This window comes from Allobosea sp. Leaf344, assembly GCF_001426225.1.
Lineage (GTDB): Bacteria > Pseudomonadota > Alphaproteobacteria > Rhizobiales > Beijerinckiaceae > Allobosea.
In genome coordinates this window covers 599,090-614,728 of record NZ_LMRT01000001.1, presented here as the reverse complement: position 1 = coordinate 614,728, position 15,639 = coordinate 599,090, and the positions used below count along the sequence as shown (strand labels likewise).

The 15,639-nt window shown below is 66.0% G+C and carries 17 protein-coding genes; 2 read left to right on the top strand and 15 right to left on the bottom strand.

Going from position 1 to position 15,639, the window contains the following annotated elements; genetic code table 11:
- Positions 1-171: 171 nt before the first annotated feature.
- Positions 172-954 (top strand): LuxR family transcriptional regulator, encoded by a 783-nt coding sequence (locus tag ASG72_RS02885; protein WP_056708700.1) that lies wholly within the window; start codon positions 172-174, stop codon positions 952-954.
- A 6-nt stretch (positions 955-960) separates the two neighbouring features.
- Here ASG72_RS02885 and maiA read toward each other — a convergent pair whose 3' ends face one another.
- The 14 genes from maiA to ASG72_RS02815 all read right to left on the bottom strand — a co-directional run bounded on the left by maiA (position 961) and on the right by ASG72_RS02815 (position 13,900).
- Positions 961-1,590: a maleylacetoacetate isomerase gene (gene maiA, locus ASG72_RS02880; RefSeq protein ID WP_056709904.1), complete on the bottom strand. Its 630-nt coding sequence runs from the start codon at positions 1,588-1,590 to the stop codon at positions 961-963.
- Positions 1,591-1,603: 13 nt separating this feature from the next.
- Positions 1,604-2,374 (bottom strand): SDR family NAD(P)-dependent oxidoreductase, encoded by a 771-nt coding sequence (locus ASG72_RS02875; RefSeq protein WP_056708697.1) that lies wholly within the window; start codon positions 2,372-2,374, stop codon positions 1,604-1,606.
- A 13-nt stretch (positions 2,375-2,387) separates the two neighbouring features.
- A complete protein-coding gene (locus tag ASG72_RS02870) occupies positions 2,388-3,218 on the bottom strand; it encodes an SDR family NAD(P)-dependent oxidoreductase (protein ID WP_056708693.1) in 831 nt (276 codons plus the stop codon).
- Between the two features lie 23 nt (positions 3,219-3,241).
- A complete protein-coding gene (locus ASG72_RS02865) occupies positions 3,242-3,862 on the bottom strand; it encodes a glutathione S-transferase (RefSeq protein ID WP_056708689.1) in 621 nt (206 codons plus the stop codon).
- The gene (locus ASG72_RS02860) at positions 3,859-5,574 is read right to left on the bottom strand and encodes an FAD-dependent oxidoreductase (protein WP_056709903.1); all 1,716 of its coding nucleotides are present in this window, start codon (positions 5,572-5,574) and stop codon (positions 3,859-3,861) included. The genes ASG72_RS02865 and ASG72_RS02860 overlap by 4 nt, the downstream gene beginning before the upstream one ends.
- A gap of 10 nt (positions 5,575-5,584) precedes the next feature.
- Positions 5,585-6,328 (bottom strand): SDR family oxidoreductase, encoded by a 744-nt coding sequence (locus tag ASG72_RS02855; RefSeq protein WP_056708685.1) that lies wholly within the window; start codon positions 6,326-6,328, stop codon positions 5,585-5,587.
- 30 nt (positions 6,329-6,358) lie between these two features.
- Positions 6,359-7,072, bottom strand: a complete 714-nt coding sequence (locus ASG72_RS02850) for an ABC transporter ATP-binding protein (protein ID WP_056708681.1) — start codon at positions 7,070-7,072, stop codon at positions 6,359-6,361.
- Entirely contained in the window at positions 7,065-7,856 is a 792-nt protein-coding gene (locus ASG72_RS02845) for an ABC transporter ATP-binding protein (protein WP_056708678.1), read from the bottom strand. The genes ASG72_RS02850 and ASG72_RS02845 overlap by 8 nt, the downstream gene beginning before the upstream one ends.
- Positions 7,846-8,721 (bottom strand): branched-chain amino acid ABC transporter permease, encoded by an 876-nt coding sequence (locus ASG72_RS02840; RefSeq protein ID WP_056708676.1) that lies wholly within the window; start codon positions 8,719-8,721, stop codon positions 7,846-7,848. The genes ASG72_RS02845 and ASG72_RS02840 overlap by 11 nt, the downstream gene beginning before the upstream one ends.
- Before the next feature lie 113 nt (positions 8,722-8,834).
- The gene (locus tag ASG72_RS02835) at positions 8,835-9,737 is read right to left on the bottom strand and encodes a branched-chain amino acid ABC transporter permease (protein WP_056708673.1); all 903 of its coding nucleotides are present in this window, start codon (positions 9,735-9,737) and stop codon (positions 8,835-8,837) included.
- 102 nt (positions 9,738-9,839) lie between these two features.
- Complete coding sequence (locus ASG72_RS02830) at positions 9,840-11,048, bottom strand: ABC transporter substrate-binding protein (RefSeq protein WP_056708670.1); 1,209 nt, start codon at positions 11,046-11,048, stop codon at positions 9,840-9,842.
- Between the two features lie 101 nt (positions 11,049-11,149).
- Complete coding sequence (locus tag ASG72_RS02825) at positions 11,150-11,917, bottom strand: GntR family transcriptional regulator (RefSeq protein WP_056708666.1); 768 nt, start codon at positions 11,915-11,917, stop codon at positions 11,150-11,152.
- Between the two features lie 86 nt (positions 11,918-12,003).
- Positions 12,004-13,305 (bottom strand): fumarylacetoacetase, encoded by a 1,302-nt coding sequence (gene fahA, locus ASG72_RS02820; protein WP_056708663.1) that lies wholly within the window; start codon positions 13,303-13,305, stop codon positions 12,004-12,006.
- 160 nt (positions 13,306-13,465) lie between these two features.
- Entirely contained in the window at positions 13,466-13,900 is a 435-nt protein-coding gene (locus ASG72_RS02815) for a MarR family winged helix-turn-helix transcriptional regulator (RefSeq protein WP_056708661.1), read from the bottom strand.
- A gap of 103 nt (positions 13,901-14,003) precedes the next feature.
- Between ASG72_RS02815 and hmgA the strand changes: the two genes are divergently transcribed.
- On the top strand, positions 14,004-15,356 hold the full coding sequence (gene hmgA / locus ASG72_RS02810; protein ID WP_056708658.1) for a homogentisate 1,2-dioxygenase: 1,353 nt from the start codon (positions 14,004-14,006) through the stop codon (positions 15,354-15,356).
- A 48-nt stretch (positions 15,357-15,404) separates the two neighbouring features.
- On the opposite strand, the gene ASG72_RS02805 is transcribed toward hmgA, so the two are convergent.
- Positions 15,405-15,639, bottom strand: a 235-nt coding sequence (locus ASG72_RS02805) for a DUF4337 family protein (protein ID WP_156395811.1), incomplete at its 5' end; no start/stop codon positions are given.

The following is a 15,639-nucleotide window of genomic DNA, read 5'->3' as shown; positions in this document are numbered from 1 at the left end:
GCGCGGGTGTCGGGGGAGGTCGCCGGTGGCGTTTGCCTGGCACTAGGTACGCCGGGAGGGGCCGTCCGAAAGTTTGCATGCGAAGTTGGATACTGGTATCGCTGTAAGCCTGAAAAGGCCTTCACCGCCGGCTGCAAGCCGGACTGAAAGAGAGGCCGGCGGGAGGTTCGAATGCAGCTTGTGGCCATCCAGCAGGCCTTGGCGGCGCGCGGTATCTTGGCAACCATGCCGCGCGTGATCGAAAGCGTCGGTCGCTCCGATTTTTCCAGCGGCTTGTTCGATATTGCCCGCCGTTTCACCGGCACCGAAATCGTCACCGCCTTCGTCGCTGCGCCCAATGGCGATGTGCACACGCTGCTGGCCGAGAACCACTACAATTCTGGTCAGCCGGCGCTCGACATCGCCCGCCGCTACGTGTCGCGGCACTGGGGCGCCGATCCGGCCAACGCGATCGCCCTCGATGACGGCGACGAGGCCGATTGCTGGGGCGTACGGATGAAGGCGGGCGACATCGAAAGCTCCGCCTATCGCAGCGAATGCTATCTCTCGGTCGGGTTGTCCGAGCGCTTCTCGCTTTTGCAGCGCCGCGCGACCGGTACGCTCCGTCTCAGCATCTACCGTCGCCGCAAGGAGAGCTTCAGCGAGGCGGAGATCGATAATCTGATGGAGAGCGCGCCGCTCCTGATGGCGGCACTCTGGCGGCATTACGAGGTTACGAAGCCGACGGGAGGCCGCGGGGCCGCGCAGGATTTTCATGCCCGGCTGGAGAAGGCCGCGCCCGGCCTGTCGAAGCGCGAGCGAGATGTCTGCGCGCTCGTCGCCGCCGGCCTGACTTCGGAAGGCATCGCGCTTGAACTCGGCGTCGGTATCAACACCGTGCTGACTTATCGCAAGCGCGCCTATGCGAGGCTCGGCATTTCCTCTCAGAACGAGCTGATGCGCATCCTGATGTGAACCGGCTCAGTCGGCGTCGGGCTGCTGGTCGGGCCTTGCCGCGATGAAGGCGGGCAGTGCGGCGCAATGCGCGTCGATGGCGACGAGCTTCGGATAAGGCGTGAGTTCGATCCCATAGCGCCGCGCGCTGCCGATCTGCGGCACGAGGCAGATATCGGCCAGCGTCGGCGCTGCGCCGAAGCAGAACGGGCCGGGCTGGTCCTGGATGAGCCTTTCGCAGGCGCTCAGGCCCTCGCTCATCGCGGTCGCGAGCCACTCCTTGATGTCCGCTTCCGAGAAACCCTTGCCCTGTAGGCGCTTCTGGATTTTCGGGTTCTGGAAGGGATGGGTTTCGCAAGCGATGACCAGCGCGAAGGCCTCGACACGGGCGCGCAGGACGTTGTCGGCTGGGAAGAGCGGCGGCCGGGGCACCTCTCGATCGAGCCAGCCGATGATCGCCAGCGATTGCGTGAGGACGGTGCCATCGTCCAACTCCAGCGCGGGGATCAGCTTCTGCGGGTTGATAGCCGCATAGGCTGGCTCGTTCTGGGCGCCGCCGCGCAGATTGTGGACGCTTTGCGGTGCCACGCCCTTGAGGTTGAAGGCGATTCGCGTGCGCCAGGCGGCCGAGGAGCGGAAATAACCGTGCAGGATCATGTTGGGCTCCCAATCAGGCCATGCGGTATCCGCCATTGACGTCGATCGTCGCGCCCGTGACGTAGGACGCCTGTTCCGAGAGCAGGAAGGATACGGCCCCGGCGATATCCTGGGGCGTCCCGAGCCGGCCGAGCGGCACGGCTTGCGCTAGCGCATCCATCGAGCCCGGCGCGGCCGAACGTGGCGTCGCAGCGGCAAGCATCGGCGCGTCGATCACGCCGGGCGCGACGCAATTGACGGTGATCCCGAGCGACGATAGCTCGCGCGCCATCGCCTTGGTGAAGCCGAGGATCGCGGATTTCGACGAGATGTAGCTCGCCGAGCCGCGATAGCCGCCGAGTTCGGCCGCAACGGAACTCGTCGTGGTGATGCGCCCGCTCTCGACCGGCAACGCCCTGCGCCGGCGCGCATAGGCCCGGATGCTCAGGAAGACGCCGCGGGTATTGACGGCATGGGTCTTCTCCCAGTCGTCGAGCGTCATGTCGAAGATGGTCGGCCGTTCGCCATCGGCGCCCATCAGCAGGACGCCGGCATTGCAGACCAGCCCGGTCACCGGCCCATGCGCCGCCTCGACCGCCTCGAACAGCAACTCGACCGAGGCCTCGTCGGACACGTCGACGGCCCAGCCGCTATGGCCGGAGCCCGGTAGCGCGGTCGCGACCGCCGCTGCCGGCTCCTTCATCTGGTCGCAGACGGCGACGCGCCAGCCGTCCACAGCGAGCTTCCGGGCGATGGCCGCCCCGATACCGCGGCCGGCGCCGGTGACGAGGGCGAGTTTGCTCATGTCGGTCTCCGGGTCATTCGCTGTAGACGCCCTGCGCGAGCAGGGTCTGGGAGGAGAAGTCGCGGCCATGGCCGCGTGTGAAGAAGCCGGCCGAGACGCCGCCATCGACCATGATGAGCGCGCCGTTCACGAAGCTCGCGAGGTCCGAAAGCAGGAACAAGCAGACCGAGGCCACCTCCGAAGGCTGAGCCAGCCGCGCGAGCGGCGTACGGTCCTCCATAACCCGCGAGACGAAGTTTTCGGGGATGCCGCGGCGGATCATCGGTGTATCGGTCGCGCTCGGGCCGATGCAGTTCACCCGCACGCCACGTGAACCCCATTCGATCGCGAGATCGCGCGTCAATCCGACGACACCGGCTTTGGAGGCACAGTAATGCGCGCGGCCGGATTGGCCGCCGAGCGAAGAGACCGAGCCGATCGTGACGATGGCGCCGCGCCCGCGTGCGACCATGCGCCGGCCCGCCGCCTGACAGGAATAGAAGGTTCCGGAGAGATTGACGCCGATCACGGCTTCCCAGCTCTCGGCAGCGAGGTCGGTCGCTGGCGCAGGGCGGGATATGCCGGCGGCCGTGATCAGCCCATCGAGCGGACCGAGGTCGCGCTCGACCGCCTCGATGGCCGCCTCGGTGTCGGTCGGACTGCGGACATCGAAGCTCGCCACGACGGCGCGGGCTCCAAGCGCCGCGATCTCGCAGACTGTCTCGGTCGCACCTCGCTCGTTGGAATCGGCGATGGCGATGGCGGCGCCTTCTCGGGCCAGCGCCAGCGCACATTCCCGCCCGATGCCGGAGGCGCCGCCGGTGATCAGAACGGTCCGGCCGGAGAGTTCGAGATTGGCGCGCATCGCCGCCTCCTGCCGTTTCGGACTCAGCCTAGCTTCTGGCCGCCAAAGGCGGGACGCTGGGCGATCTCGGCGAACCATCGCGCCGCCTGCGGCCTGCCATCGCGCCAGTTCAGCTCGGCGAAGCGCAGGTCGAGATAGGACATCGCGCAATAGAAGGTGATCGTGCCGATATCGACGCGCCCGCCGAAGCCGGCGGCCTTGCTCTCGATCAGGTCGAGCGTGGCATGGACCTTGGCGAGTTGCCCATCGATCCAGCGCTGCCAACGCTGCTCCTCGCTGCGCAGCAGGACCTCGTAGCGGGCGGCGAGTGCGGCATCCAGCAGGCCGTCGCCATAGCTCTGTTCGGTCAGGGCGTTCCATCGCGCCTTGGACTCGGCCGGGAACAGCGAGCCGCCGCCCTGCTCATCGAGATATTCACAGATGACGCGGCTGTCGGCGATCGTCGAGCCGTCTTCGAGCAACAGGGTCGGAACCTGGCCGAGCGGATTGCTCTTTATGATGTTCTGCTCGCGCGCGAGCGGCCCACCGGACTTATATTCCTGCGATACGTCGAGCATTTCGATCCGGTCGAGCAGGCCGAGCTCGGCGGCGACGATCCGGACCTTGAGCACGAAAGGCGAAGTGGCGGATTGGTAGAGTTTCATCGGAATGCCTCTTCTCGGCGCGGCAGGCGGTCGGGCTCGGCCGCGAGCGCCCGCCCGGCGATGAAGCCGAAGGTGAGCGCGGGGCCGAGCGTGATACCGGCGCCCGGATAGGCACCGGCCATGATCGAATTCATGTCATTGCCGCAGGCGTAGAGTCCGGCGACAGGCTGCTCGTCTCGGCCGAGCACACGGGCCTGCGGATCGCAGGTCAGGCCGGTCGCGGTGCCGATATCGCCGGGCCAGACCTTCACGGCGTAGAAAGGCGCGGTCTCGATCGGCCCGAGACAGGCATTGGGCTTGTGATTGGGATCGCCGAGATAGCGGTTGTACTCGCTCGAGCCCTTGCCGAAGGCGGTATCCGTGCCGGTTCTCGCAGCGGCGTTCATGCCGGCGATCGCTTCTCTCAACGCCGCAACGGGAACGCCGATGCGCCCCGCGAGCGCTGCGACGCTCTCGCCCTCGAAAAGATAGCCGGCTTCAACGAAAGCCTTCGGCGTCTTGAGCCCAGGGTGAACGAGGCCGAGCCCGTATCTGCGCAGGAAGTCGCTGTCACAGACGAGGAAGGCGGGCACGGCTCCGTTCGCATGCATCGCCTCGACGAAGCCGTGATAGGAGGTCGCCTCATTGACGAAACGCCGGCCCTGCCCGTCTACGGCGATAAGGCCGGGCTTGGCCCGGTCGAGGATGAGGTGGGGAAACTGCACTTCGCTGCCATCCGGCTTCTTCAGCACGGAGACCGGCGTCCAGAAGGCCGCCCCCAAATTGTCGTCGCACAAGGCCCCGCCGGCCGAGAGGCCCAGATTGATGCCGTCGCCGGTATCGGTCTTCGGCGCCATCGAGCGATGCACCTCGGCATGCGGCATGTGCTCCCCGCGCATCGCGGCATTGGCCGGGAAGCCGCCGCTCGCCAGCACGATGCCGCGCCGTGCACCGATGCGGCGCTTGCCCTGCGCCGCATCGACGGTGACGCCGACGACGGAGCGGTCCTCGAGGACCAGCTCGCCCGCTGATGCCTGCGTGCGGATGTCCACGCCGGCCTGCCGCGCCGATTTCAGCAGGCGACCCGCCAGCGCATTGCCCATCAGCAGCCGCGCGCCGCGCGGATGGCGAAGTCGGTCGAGCCCGTACTGGATCAGGAGTTTCGCGCTGCGCCTGAAATTCGCCAGACTGCGGAAACGACCGACCAGCGCATCGATATCCTTGCGGTTGACCATCATGCCGCCGAGCACCGTGAATTCCTTCAGCGGCGGGCGAAGCAGGGCGAAATCGGCGCCGAGTTCGTTGCCATCATAGGGCGCGGGATCGATCGTCCGACCCCCCCTGGAGGCGCCGGGCTGCTCGGGCTGGTAATCCGGCGAGTAGGCGCGCGCCTCGAATTTCAGCGCCGTCTCGCGCTCGAAGAAGCGGACCATCTCCGGCCCGTTGTCGAGGAAGGCGCGCATCATGTCCGGCCGCAGGCGATTGCCGAGCACGGCTTCGAGATAGGTCATCGCCGCTTCGCGGGTGTCGGCATGACCGGCCTTGGCGGCGTGCGGATTTTCGGGCACCCACATCGCGCCGCCCGAGACGGCGGTGCTGCCGCCGACATATTCGCTCTTTTCGATCAGCAGCACATCGAGCCCGGCTTTGGCGGCCGTGATCGCCGCCGACATGCCGCCGGCCCCCGAGCCGATCACGACGACATCGCGGATTTCGTCAAAGCCTTCGCTCATCGCCATGCCCTCAGCCGCCCATGCCGCCGCCGAGCGATTTGCCGCCGTCGACGAGCAGGATCTGGCCGTAAATGAAGTTGGTGCCCGGCGAGGCGAGAAAGGCAACGGCGTGGGCGATGTCCTCAGGCGCGGCGAGCGCGCCTGTCGGCTGCTGGGCGAGCAAGGCCACGCGCGCCTCTTCCGACTGCTGAGCCACCATCTCGGTCGCGACTCCACCCGGCGCCACCGCATTGACGGCGATGCCGAGTGGCAGAAGTTCCATCGCCATCGCTCGCGTCAGGCCGACAACGGCGGCTTTTGAGGCGACGTAATGGGCATGGTTGCGAGCGCCCAAAAATGTGCGCGAAGCGATGTTGACGATGCGCCCGCCCTTGCCCATCCGCCGTGCCACCGCCTGCGAGAGCAGGAACAGAGCGGTGACGTTCACATCCATCATCCGGCCGAAATCGCCGGCCCCGAGATCGAAGAACGGCTTGTTCTCGAAGATGCCGGCATTGTTGATCAGCGCCTGCGCCACCGGCAGCCGTTCCGCCAGCGCCGAGAGCCCGGCATGATCGGCGAGATCGATCGGCTCGAAGAAGACGCTATGGCCCTGCGTCTCGAGCTCCTTCACCAGCGCCGTCGCGGCCCCGGCCTCGCGATCGAGGATGCCGACCGCAAAGCCGTCGGCGCAGAGGCGCTCGACGATGGCCCGGCCGATCCCACGGGCGCCGCCCGTGACGAGGGCGATAGGATTGTCCTGCGGTTCAGCCATGTGCCGGTCCCTGTCTGCGTAACCCCGGGCTCAGCCGCCGAGATAGGTGCGGCGGACGCTGTCGTCCTCCCGCAGTTTTGCGGATGCACCTTCGAGAGCCATTTCACCGTTCTCGAGGATGTAGGCATAGGTCGAGCAGCCCAATGCGATCGCTGCGTTCTGCTCGACCAGCAGGATAGTGAGGCCGTCCTTGTTGAGACGCTCGATGATCGCGAAGATCTGCTGCACCAGCACCGGCGAGAGGCCGAGTGAGGGCTCGTCGAGAAGCAGCAGGCGCGGACCGGCCATCAGGGCCCGGCCGATCAGAAGCATCTGCTGCTCGCCGCCGGAGAGCGTGCCGGCCTTCTGCTGGAGGCGCTCCTGCAGCTTCGGGAAATATTCGAAGACCTTGTCGAGATCGCGCCTGATGCCGGCGGAGTCGTTGCGGCGATAGGCGCCCATGTCGAGATTCTCGCGCACGCTCATGTCGCGGAAGACCTCTCGGCCCTCCGGCACCTGCAGCACGCCGGCCGAGACGACCTTGTGCGAGGCCCATGACTGGATCTCCTCGCCGGCGAAGCGGATCCGCCCCTTCGTCACCGGCACGAGGCGCGATACGGTGCTCAGCGTCGTGCTCTTGCCGGCACCATTCGAGCCGAGCAGGGCGACGATCGCACCCTCGGGCACCTTGAGCGAGACCTCGGACAGCGCCTGGATTCGGCCATAGGCGGCGGACATGCCGTCGATTTCGAGGAGATCACCCATGGTTCGCCTCCCCGGTGGTCGCCGCCTCGTGGCCGAGATAGGCCTCGATCACAGCGGGATGGGCACGTACCTCGGCGGCCGTGCCCTCGGCGATCTTGGTGCCGAAGCTCAGCACCGTGATCTTGTCCGAGATCGACATGACGAGCTGCATGACATGCTCGACCAGCAGGATCGTGATGCCGTCGCGCTCGCGCAATTCACAGAGCAACCGGTCGAGGGCGGCGATCTCGCGATTGCGGAGCCCGGCGGCCGGCTCGTCGAGCAGCAGGAGCTTCGGGCGGATCGCGAGCGCTCGGGCGATCTCGACCATCTTCTGGTGGCCGAAATCGAGATTGCGCGCATTGGTCCGAGCGTAGGAGGTCAGTCCCGTACGTTCCAGCAACTCGTCGACATGCTCGGCGATGCCGCGCGGTCGGGCGCTGATCGCGTCGCGCCAGGAGCGGCCTGCGTGGACATGGGCGCCGATCAGCACGTTCTCGAAAACGGTGAGTTCACCGAAGAGTTCGAGGTTCTGGAAGCTGCGGGCGATGCCGAGGCCAGCCATCTCGCGGGCCGGCATGCGTGTGATGTCACGCCCGTCATAGGTGATGCGCCCGGCGCTCGGCGTATAGAAGCGCGAGATGCAGTTGAAGGTGGTCGACTTGCCGGCGCCGTTCGGGCCGATCAGCGCATGGATCGAGCCCTTGGCGACCGCCATGTCGAGACCGCCGACCGCGGTGAGCCCGCCGAAGCGGATGGTCAGCCCCTCCACATTCAGGAAGGGGGCGGAGGTCTCAGCGGCCATGGCGCGCCTCCCGGATCCGGTCGCCGATGAAGACGAAGAGGCCGCGCGGCGCATACATCATGAAAAGGATCAGGATCGCCCCGTAGATGATCTCCTGATACTGCGGCGCCTGGCGCAGCATCTCCGAAATCAAGCCGAAGACGATCGCTCCGCCGATCGCGCCCGCGATCGAGCCGAGTCCACCGACCACGACCATGGTGAGCACGAGGATCGTGGTCTGGAATCCCAGGCTGTCCGGGTGGATGAAGGTCTGGAACAGGCCGAACATGCCGCCGGCAAAACCCGCGACCGCGGCCGAAAGCCCGAAGGAGATGATGCGGGCCCGACGCACGTCGATGCCCATCGCCATCGCCGCGACTTCCGATTCCCGCACGGCCCGGAAGGATCGTCCGAGTCGCGAGCGCGAGATCGCGACGGTGAGCCCGATCATCAGGAGGCAGAAGAACAGCACGAAGGGGTAGGCCTGCTTGTCGCTGAGGATCTCGATCGGGCCGAAGCGGGCCGGGCTGATGCGCAGGCCGTTCGGGCCGTTGGTGACGCTGTCCCAATTGGCGAAGACCCATTGCATCGCCTCGCCGAAGGCGAAGGTGGCGAGCGCCAGATAGATGTCCCGCATCCTGAGGGCGAGCGCGCCGATGAAGAGGCCGACGGCGCCTGCAACGAGCGCGCCGAACAGCATGGCCACGGGGTAGGGCAGATCGACGGCGCGATTGGCGAGCGCGCTCGCATAGATGCCGATGCCGTAGAAGGCGGCATGGGCCATCGAGAACTGGCCGGTCTCGCCGATGACGATGTGCAGGCCGAGGCAGAGCACCACGAAGACCAGCAGCAGATTGGCGATGTAGACGACATAGCCCGAGGTCAAGACGGGTAGCGCAACGGCGACGATCGCGGCCGCGACGAGCCCAACCAGAACAGGCCCGGAGCGCGCGCGCCTGGCTGGCGCCGGGGATGCGAGAGGGGTGGAAGACACGGCGCTCAGACCTTCTTGATCGTCAGCTTCCCACCGAACAGGCCCTGCGGACGCAGGACGAGCACGATCAGGATGGCGAGGAAGGGGGCGAGCACGATGGCGCGCGACGAGATGAACAGGCCGACCATGTTTTCGACGATGCCGATGACGAAGCCACCGACCACCGCGCCGGGCAGGCTGGAGAAGCCGCCGACGATCGCCGCCGCGAAGGCGAGCATGACGATCGATCCCATATCGGCCGTCATCAAAATCTTCGGCGAGATCAGCAGCGCTGCGATGGCGGAGATTCCGCCGGACAGGCCCCAGATCAGCATATGGCAGCGGCGCAGGTCGACACCGACAAGCTGGGCGGCCTTCGGGTTCATGCCGACCGCGCGCATGACACGGCCGGTCTTGGTGTAGTTGAACATCCAGAAGAAGGCGGCCATCACGGTCACGGCGGTGCCGAAGATGGTGAGGTCGAGCATCGTGACCGAGGCTTGGCCGATCATGACGGATTCGGTCGAGACCAGGGCGGGGAAGGAGCGCGGCGTGTCGCCGAAGCCGGTGCGGCGCACGAGGCCCTTCAGGACATAGGATAGGCCGAGCGTCGCGATGACCAGATAGACGAGGTCCTTGGCCGATTTGGCGACCTGATCGAGGACGAAGCGGCGAAACAGCGCCATCGCGAGGAAGGCGACGACCAGCGTCGCCGGCAGCACGACCCAGATCGGCATCTTCTGGAAGACGAAGAGATAGAGCGCGACATAGCCCGCCGCCATGAAGACCTCGCCCTGGGCGAAGTTCGGCACGTCCGATGTCTTGAAGATCACCACGATGGCGAGCGCCAGCAGGGCATAGACGCTGCCCGAGACGAGGCCAGAGGCGATGCCTTGCTGCAGGAAGATTAGCGCGACTTGCAGGTCCATCAGTGCCAGATCCACATCCGGTGCTCGGGTCAGGAAAGGGCGGCGGCGCGAAGGCCGCCGCGCGGTCTCATGAGGGAAGGCCGACAGGCCCGCCCGTGGCGGTCACTTCGCCTGGTAGGTCCAGCGGCTGGTGAAGACGCCCGGTAGCGGGCTCATCGTCGTGCCGTCATATTTGATGAAGATCGTCGAGCGGTTGGCGGCACGCTGCTCCGGGCCGAACTGCATGCGGCCGGCCATGACCCCCGAGTCGAAATCCTGCGTCTTCAGCGCGGCGAGCACCTTCTCGCGGGTCGGGTTCGGGCCGGCGTCCTGCAGCGCCTTGACCAGCGACATCGCGGAGGGGATGCCATAGGGCATGTAGGTTTGCGGATGGTCGGGCTTGGCCGCCAGATCCGGATAAGCCGCCTTGTACATGTCGTAGATCGGCTTCAGCTTCGCGCCGCCGGGCGAGTCGACCATGACCTCCTGGGTGTAGAAGTTCTTGAGCGCATCTTTGCCGACATTCTCGGCGAGTTGATTGAGGCTGGCCGTGCCGGTGACCGACAGGATGATCGGCTTGTTGAAGCCCATCTCCGCCGCCTTCTTGATCAACAGCGCCGCTGGACGGGCATAGGTGACCAGCAGGATCGCGTCGGGATTGGCGGCGCGGATCTTCAGAAACGGCGCGGTCACGTCGTTGATGCCGGGATTGATCGACTCGACCGAAAGCTTCACGCCGTTGACCTCGGCGTCCTTCTTCGAGCCTTCGAGGTTCCAGGCGCCATAGGCGTCGTCATGGTTGATGTAAGCGACGTTCTTGGCGCCGAACTGCTTGGCCGCGAACTCGACCATCGCGCCGCCGACGGCATATTGAGAGATCGAATAGGCACCGAAGATGTAGTCGGTCGGCGGGAACAGCGCGCCGTCGCCCGACGCGTTCAGCATCAGATACGGCACCTTGTTACGGACGACATAGTCCTTGGCGGCGACGACGGCGGCCGAGCACGAGCCGCCATTGAGCATGAACACGTTTTCCTGCTCGACGAGCTTCTTGACAGCCGCGACGAGGTCGTTGGCGTTGCAGCGATCGTCCTCGACGACATACTCGATCTTGCGGCCGTGGATGCCGCCTTCCTTGTTGATCTTGTCGTAGTACATCTTGGCCGCATTCACGACGTCGAAGCCGTAGGCCATGTTCGGGCCCGACAGCGGGCCGAAGATGCCGATTTTGATCGCCTTGTCGGTGATGCCCGGTTCCTGCGCGACGGCAGCGGCCCCGATCAGCAGGCTGGCGGCCAGCGTCACGCCGGCTGCGGTCTTGTTCATGCTCATCGTCTCTCTCCCTTGGTCGTCGGATTGTCTTGTCGTTGAGGTCGTCGGCTCGTGGCGGTTCGATCCTGACGGGATCATAGCGGCCCGGCGGCGGGCATCTGTCACAGCGGCGTGGGACAGGGAGGCGGCTGACCTTCCGAACCATGCAAGGGCGCCAGCGAGGGCGCATCATGAGCCGGGTAGGAGAGCTCACGGAAGATGTGGAAGGTGCGCATGATGTGTTTGCGCATCGCCTGCTCGGCCCGGTCGCCGTCGCGTGCCAGCAAGGCCTGCAGGATGATCTCGTGATCGTCGTTGCTGAGGCGAAATTCGGCCGGCGAGGTCAGCCGCGCCACCGAGCCGTTGAAGTAGAACCTCCCCGAGCGCAGGATCGCGTCGCGCAGTGTCTCGTTGCGGGCGGCGGCGACGATGATGCCGTGGAATTCGCGATTGGTTTCGACACGGGCTCTGTCGTCGGCCGGGTCGCTGGCGATGCGACGGGCATGGACGGCCGCGACCGCCGCGACCTCCTCATCTGTCGCCCGCTCGGCGGCGAGTCTTGCGGCATAGCCTTCCAGCGCGGCGCGGACCTCCGAATTCTCGCTCGCCTCAACGGCGGTGATCTCGCGCACGGCCCAGCCGCGCCGGCGCGGCACGATGAGTTGCTCGACGGCCAGACGCTGCAAGGCCTCGCGCACCGGCGTGCGGCTCACAGCGAGCGCAGCCGCGATATCGGCCTCGATCAAGGGTTCGTTCGGCCGCGTCTCTCCGGAAAGGATGGCGTTGCGCAGAGTTTCATAGGCATCGCCGGACCGGCGCCGGCCGGGCGCGCCCTTGTTGGCGTCTCCCGATGGCTGGTTCGAAGCGGCGAGTGTAAAACGCTTCTGCATGCGTTCCCCGAATATAGCGACAAGACGACGATGCCGAAGCCATAGCGGGCTCGCTGTCACCGGAGAAGGAGACAGCGGCACCCGCTTCAGCCGCGGGCCGGCAGGACTTCGGCACGGCATTCGCCGAAGCCGATCGAGGCAAAGCCTTCACGGCGGGCCGCGGCTCGCATGATGATGGCGTCGCCATCGACGAGATAGGTCCGGCTTTCACCATTGGGCAGCGTGATCGGTTCACGGCCACCGCGCGTGATCTCCATCAGGCTGCCGAACGAGCCGGGATCTCGGCCGGAGATCGTGCCGGAACCGAAGAGATCCCCTGGTGCCAGGTTGCAACCGTTCGAGCTGTGATGGGCCACGAACTGCGCCGGCGTCCAATAGAGGTCCTGCGTCGTGCCGAGCGATAGCCGATGCGGCGCAAGGCCCTTTGCGCGCATGGCGGCGGTCTCGATGTAGACCTCCAACGTGACGTCGAGCGCATGCGGCACTGTGGCATCGCTCGGGCTGAGATAGGCGAGGGCGGCCGGATCGCCTTTCGGACGTGGCTTTTGAGCCTTCCGGAAGGGCGCCATCGCCTCAGCGGTGACAATCCAGGGCGAGATCGTCGTGGCGAAACCCTTCGACAAGAAGGGGCCGAGCGGCTGATATTCCCAAGCCTGGATATCGCGCGCCGACCAATCGTTGAGCAGGCAGAAGCCGGCGATACGGTCGTCGGCCTCGTCGATCGGTATGGCTGACCCCGGCGCGTTGCCGGGGCCGATCCAGATGCCCAGTTCCAACTCGTAATCGAGATTGCGGCAGGGGCCAAAGGTGGGATCAGTGTCGTCCGGCCGCTTGCGCTGGCCTTTTGGGCGCGGGAAGGCCTCACCCGACGGCCGGACCGACGAGGCGCGGCCATTATACCCGATCGGGATATGCTTGTAGTTCGGCAGCAGCGGATTGTCCGGCCGCAGAAGCGACCCGATATTCAGGGCGTGCTGGATGCCGGCATAGAAATCCGTATAGTCTCCGATCCGTGCCGGCAGGCCGAGCGTACACTTCTCTGCCGGATGCAGCATCGGTTTCAGCGCGGCTTGCGCGGGCGAACCGTCCGCCAGCAAGGCCGAAAGCCGCGCCCGCAGCCGCTTGCGCGCACCCGTGCCCAGTCCGAGGAAGCCATTCAGGCTAGGCGCCGAAGCGACCATGACGATCTCCCTGATGTCGGCACAAAGGCCCGACGTCGCGAGCGCCGCCAGATCGAGAATCTCGTCGCCGATGGCGACGCCGCCGCGCGCCGGCCCGGCATCAGGCGCGAACACGCCAAGGGGGAGGTTCTGGATTGGAAACTCCGCATGGTTCCGCGCCGACGCGACCCAGCTGCGCAGGGACGGGTCGTGGCTGGCATCGAGCATCATGGCGGCGGCGGGAGTGGGGCCAGGAGCTTTCGCCCGTGCGTCGAGAATACTGCCCTGCATAGGCTCATCCATCCGTTCCGACTCGGTCAGTTCGGCGGCAAGCGTAAGCGGAACAGCGGCCCGGCCTCTGTCCCCAGCGCGTGGGACGCAAGGGGCACTAATCCATTGGGAAGTGCTGTTCCATCAGCGCGAGTGCTTCGAGCAAGGGTTCGGCGTTGGGGCCGAGCGCGGCGAGGATGCGCGCTTCGAAAGCCAGGGCCCGCGGCACGATCTCGCTATAGGCCTTCAGCCCCGTCGCCGTCAGCGACAGGCTTTCCTCGCGCCGGTCATGCTCGCTTTCGCGCCTCACGAGCCAGCGTCGCTCCTCCAGCGCCCGCACGGCCCGGCTGACCTTGGTCTTGTGCATCGAGGAATGCTTGCCGATGGCCTTGGCGGTCATCGTGCCGAACTGTGCGAGGGTTGCCAGCACCCGCCATTCCGGCACGGTCAGATCGTGATGGGGCCCGTAGACCGCCCGGAATTGCTGGGAAACCGCCGAGCTCAGGCGGTTCAGCCGATAGGGTAGGAAATGCTCGAGCGCGAGTTTCGACATGCCTTGTTAGTTACAAAATCGACAGTTACCGAAGCAACCATATTGAATGAAGCCGCAGAGGCATGTCGCCGGCCCGCGGCCGTCGCGAGGAGAGGGCGCTACCATGAACGTTCAGACCCCGACCGAGGCCGGTGCTGCCAAAGCCGCGAGCGCCATCGCTGCCGGCTACATGTCCGGTTTCGGCAACGGCTTCGAGACCGAGGCGCTGCCGGGCGCCCTGCCGCTCGGACGCAACTCTCCGCAGAAATGCCCCTATGGGCTTTATGCCGAGCAGCTCTCCGGCTCGCCCTTCACAGCGCCGCGAACCACCAATGAGCGTTCCTGGCTCTACCGCATCCGACCGACGGTCGCCCACTGGAACGAGTTCCGGAAGGTCGATGCCGGGTTCTGGCGCACCGCACCGGCCCGCGAGGTCGACATGCCGATCGCCCCGCTGCGCTGGAGCCCGATCCCGATCCCGCCGGAGCCGATCTCCTTCGTCGAAGGCATCCGCAGCATGACCACCGCCGGCGATGCCGGCAGCCAGGGTGGCATGGGCGCGCATATCTACCTGATCACGCGCTCGATGGCGGACGAATACTTCTACAATGCCGATGGCGAGATGCTGTTCGTGGCGCAACAGGGGGCTCTGCGGCTGTGGACCGAGTTCGGCATCATTGATATCGAGCCCGGCGAGATCGCCGTGATCCCGCGCGGCGTGAAGATCCGCGTCGAGCTCAGGGACGGGCCGGCCCGCGGCTATATCTGCGAGAACTACGGCGGCGCCTTCACCTTGCCGGAGCGCGGGCCGATCGGCGCCAACTGCCTCGCCAATCCGCGTGACTTCCTGACGCCCGTGGCAGCCTATGAGGATCGCGACGCGCCGTCGAAGATGTACGTGAAGTGGGGCGGCAGTCTCTGGGTGGCCGATATCGAACATTCGCCGCTCGACGTCGTCGCCTGGCACGGCAACTACGCCCCGTACAAATATGATCTCAGACGCTTCTCGCCGGTCGGGCCGATCCTTTATGACCATGCCGATCCGTCGATCTTCACGGTGCTGACCTCGCCCTCTGAGACGCCCGGCACCGCCAATATCGATTTCGTCATCTTCTCGGATCGCTGGCTGGTGGCCGAGAACACCTTTCGGCCGCCCTGGTATCATATGAACGTGATGAGCGAGTTCATGGGGCTGGTCTACGGAGTCTATGACGCGAAAACCGGCGGCGGATTCGTGCCTGGCGGCGTCTCGCTGCATAACACCATGCTGCCACACGGGCCGGACGTCGATGCCTTCGAGAAGGCGAGCCATGTCGAATTGAAGCCGCACAAGCTCGAGGGCACGCTGGCCTTCATGTTCGAGACGCGGTTCGCGCAGCAGGTCACGGCGTTTGCCGCCGGCTCGGATTCTCTCCAGCGCGACTATGGCGGCTATGGCCACAAGCTAGCCAAGCATTTCGATCCAACCCTGCCTTGAGCGGTGGGGCGACATTTGGCGAGACAGGATGTTGCCCCCGCACCCCCCTCAAAACAACAGCCGCGGGGCCAACAGAGCCAATCCCATGAAGACCAGCGAGAGCAGGCCCAGCCCGCCCGCCGCATAGCTCAGGATCGCGACGCCGGTGATGATCGAGGCTGAGGCGACGACGATGCCGATCTGCAGCAGGCCCGAGGCGATCTCGAAATTCTCGCTGCGTGCCTTCTGGTCGTCGCGGATCTGCTCGGTCTGTTTGGCGCGCGCCATCAGCTCCTTGCGCCCC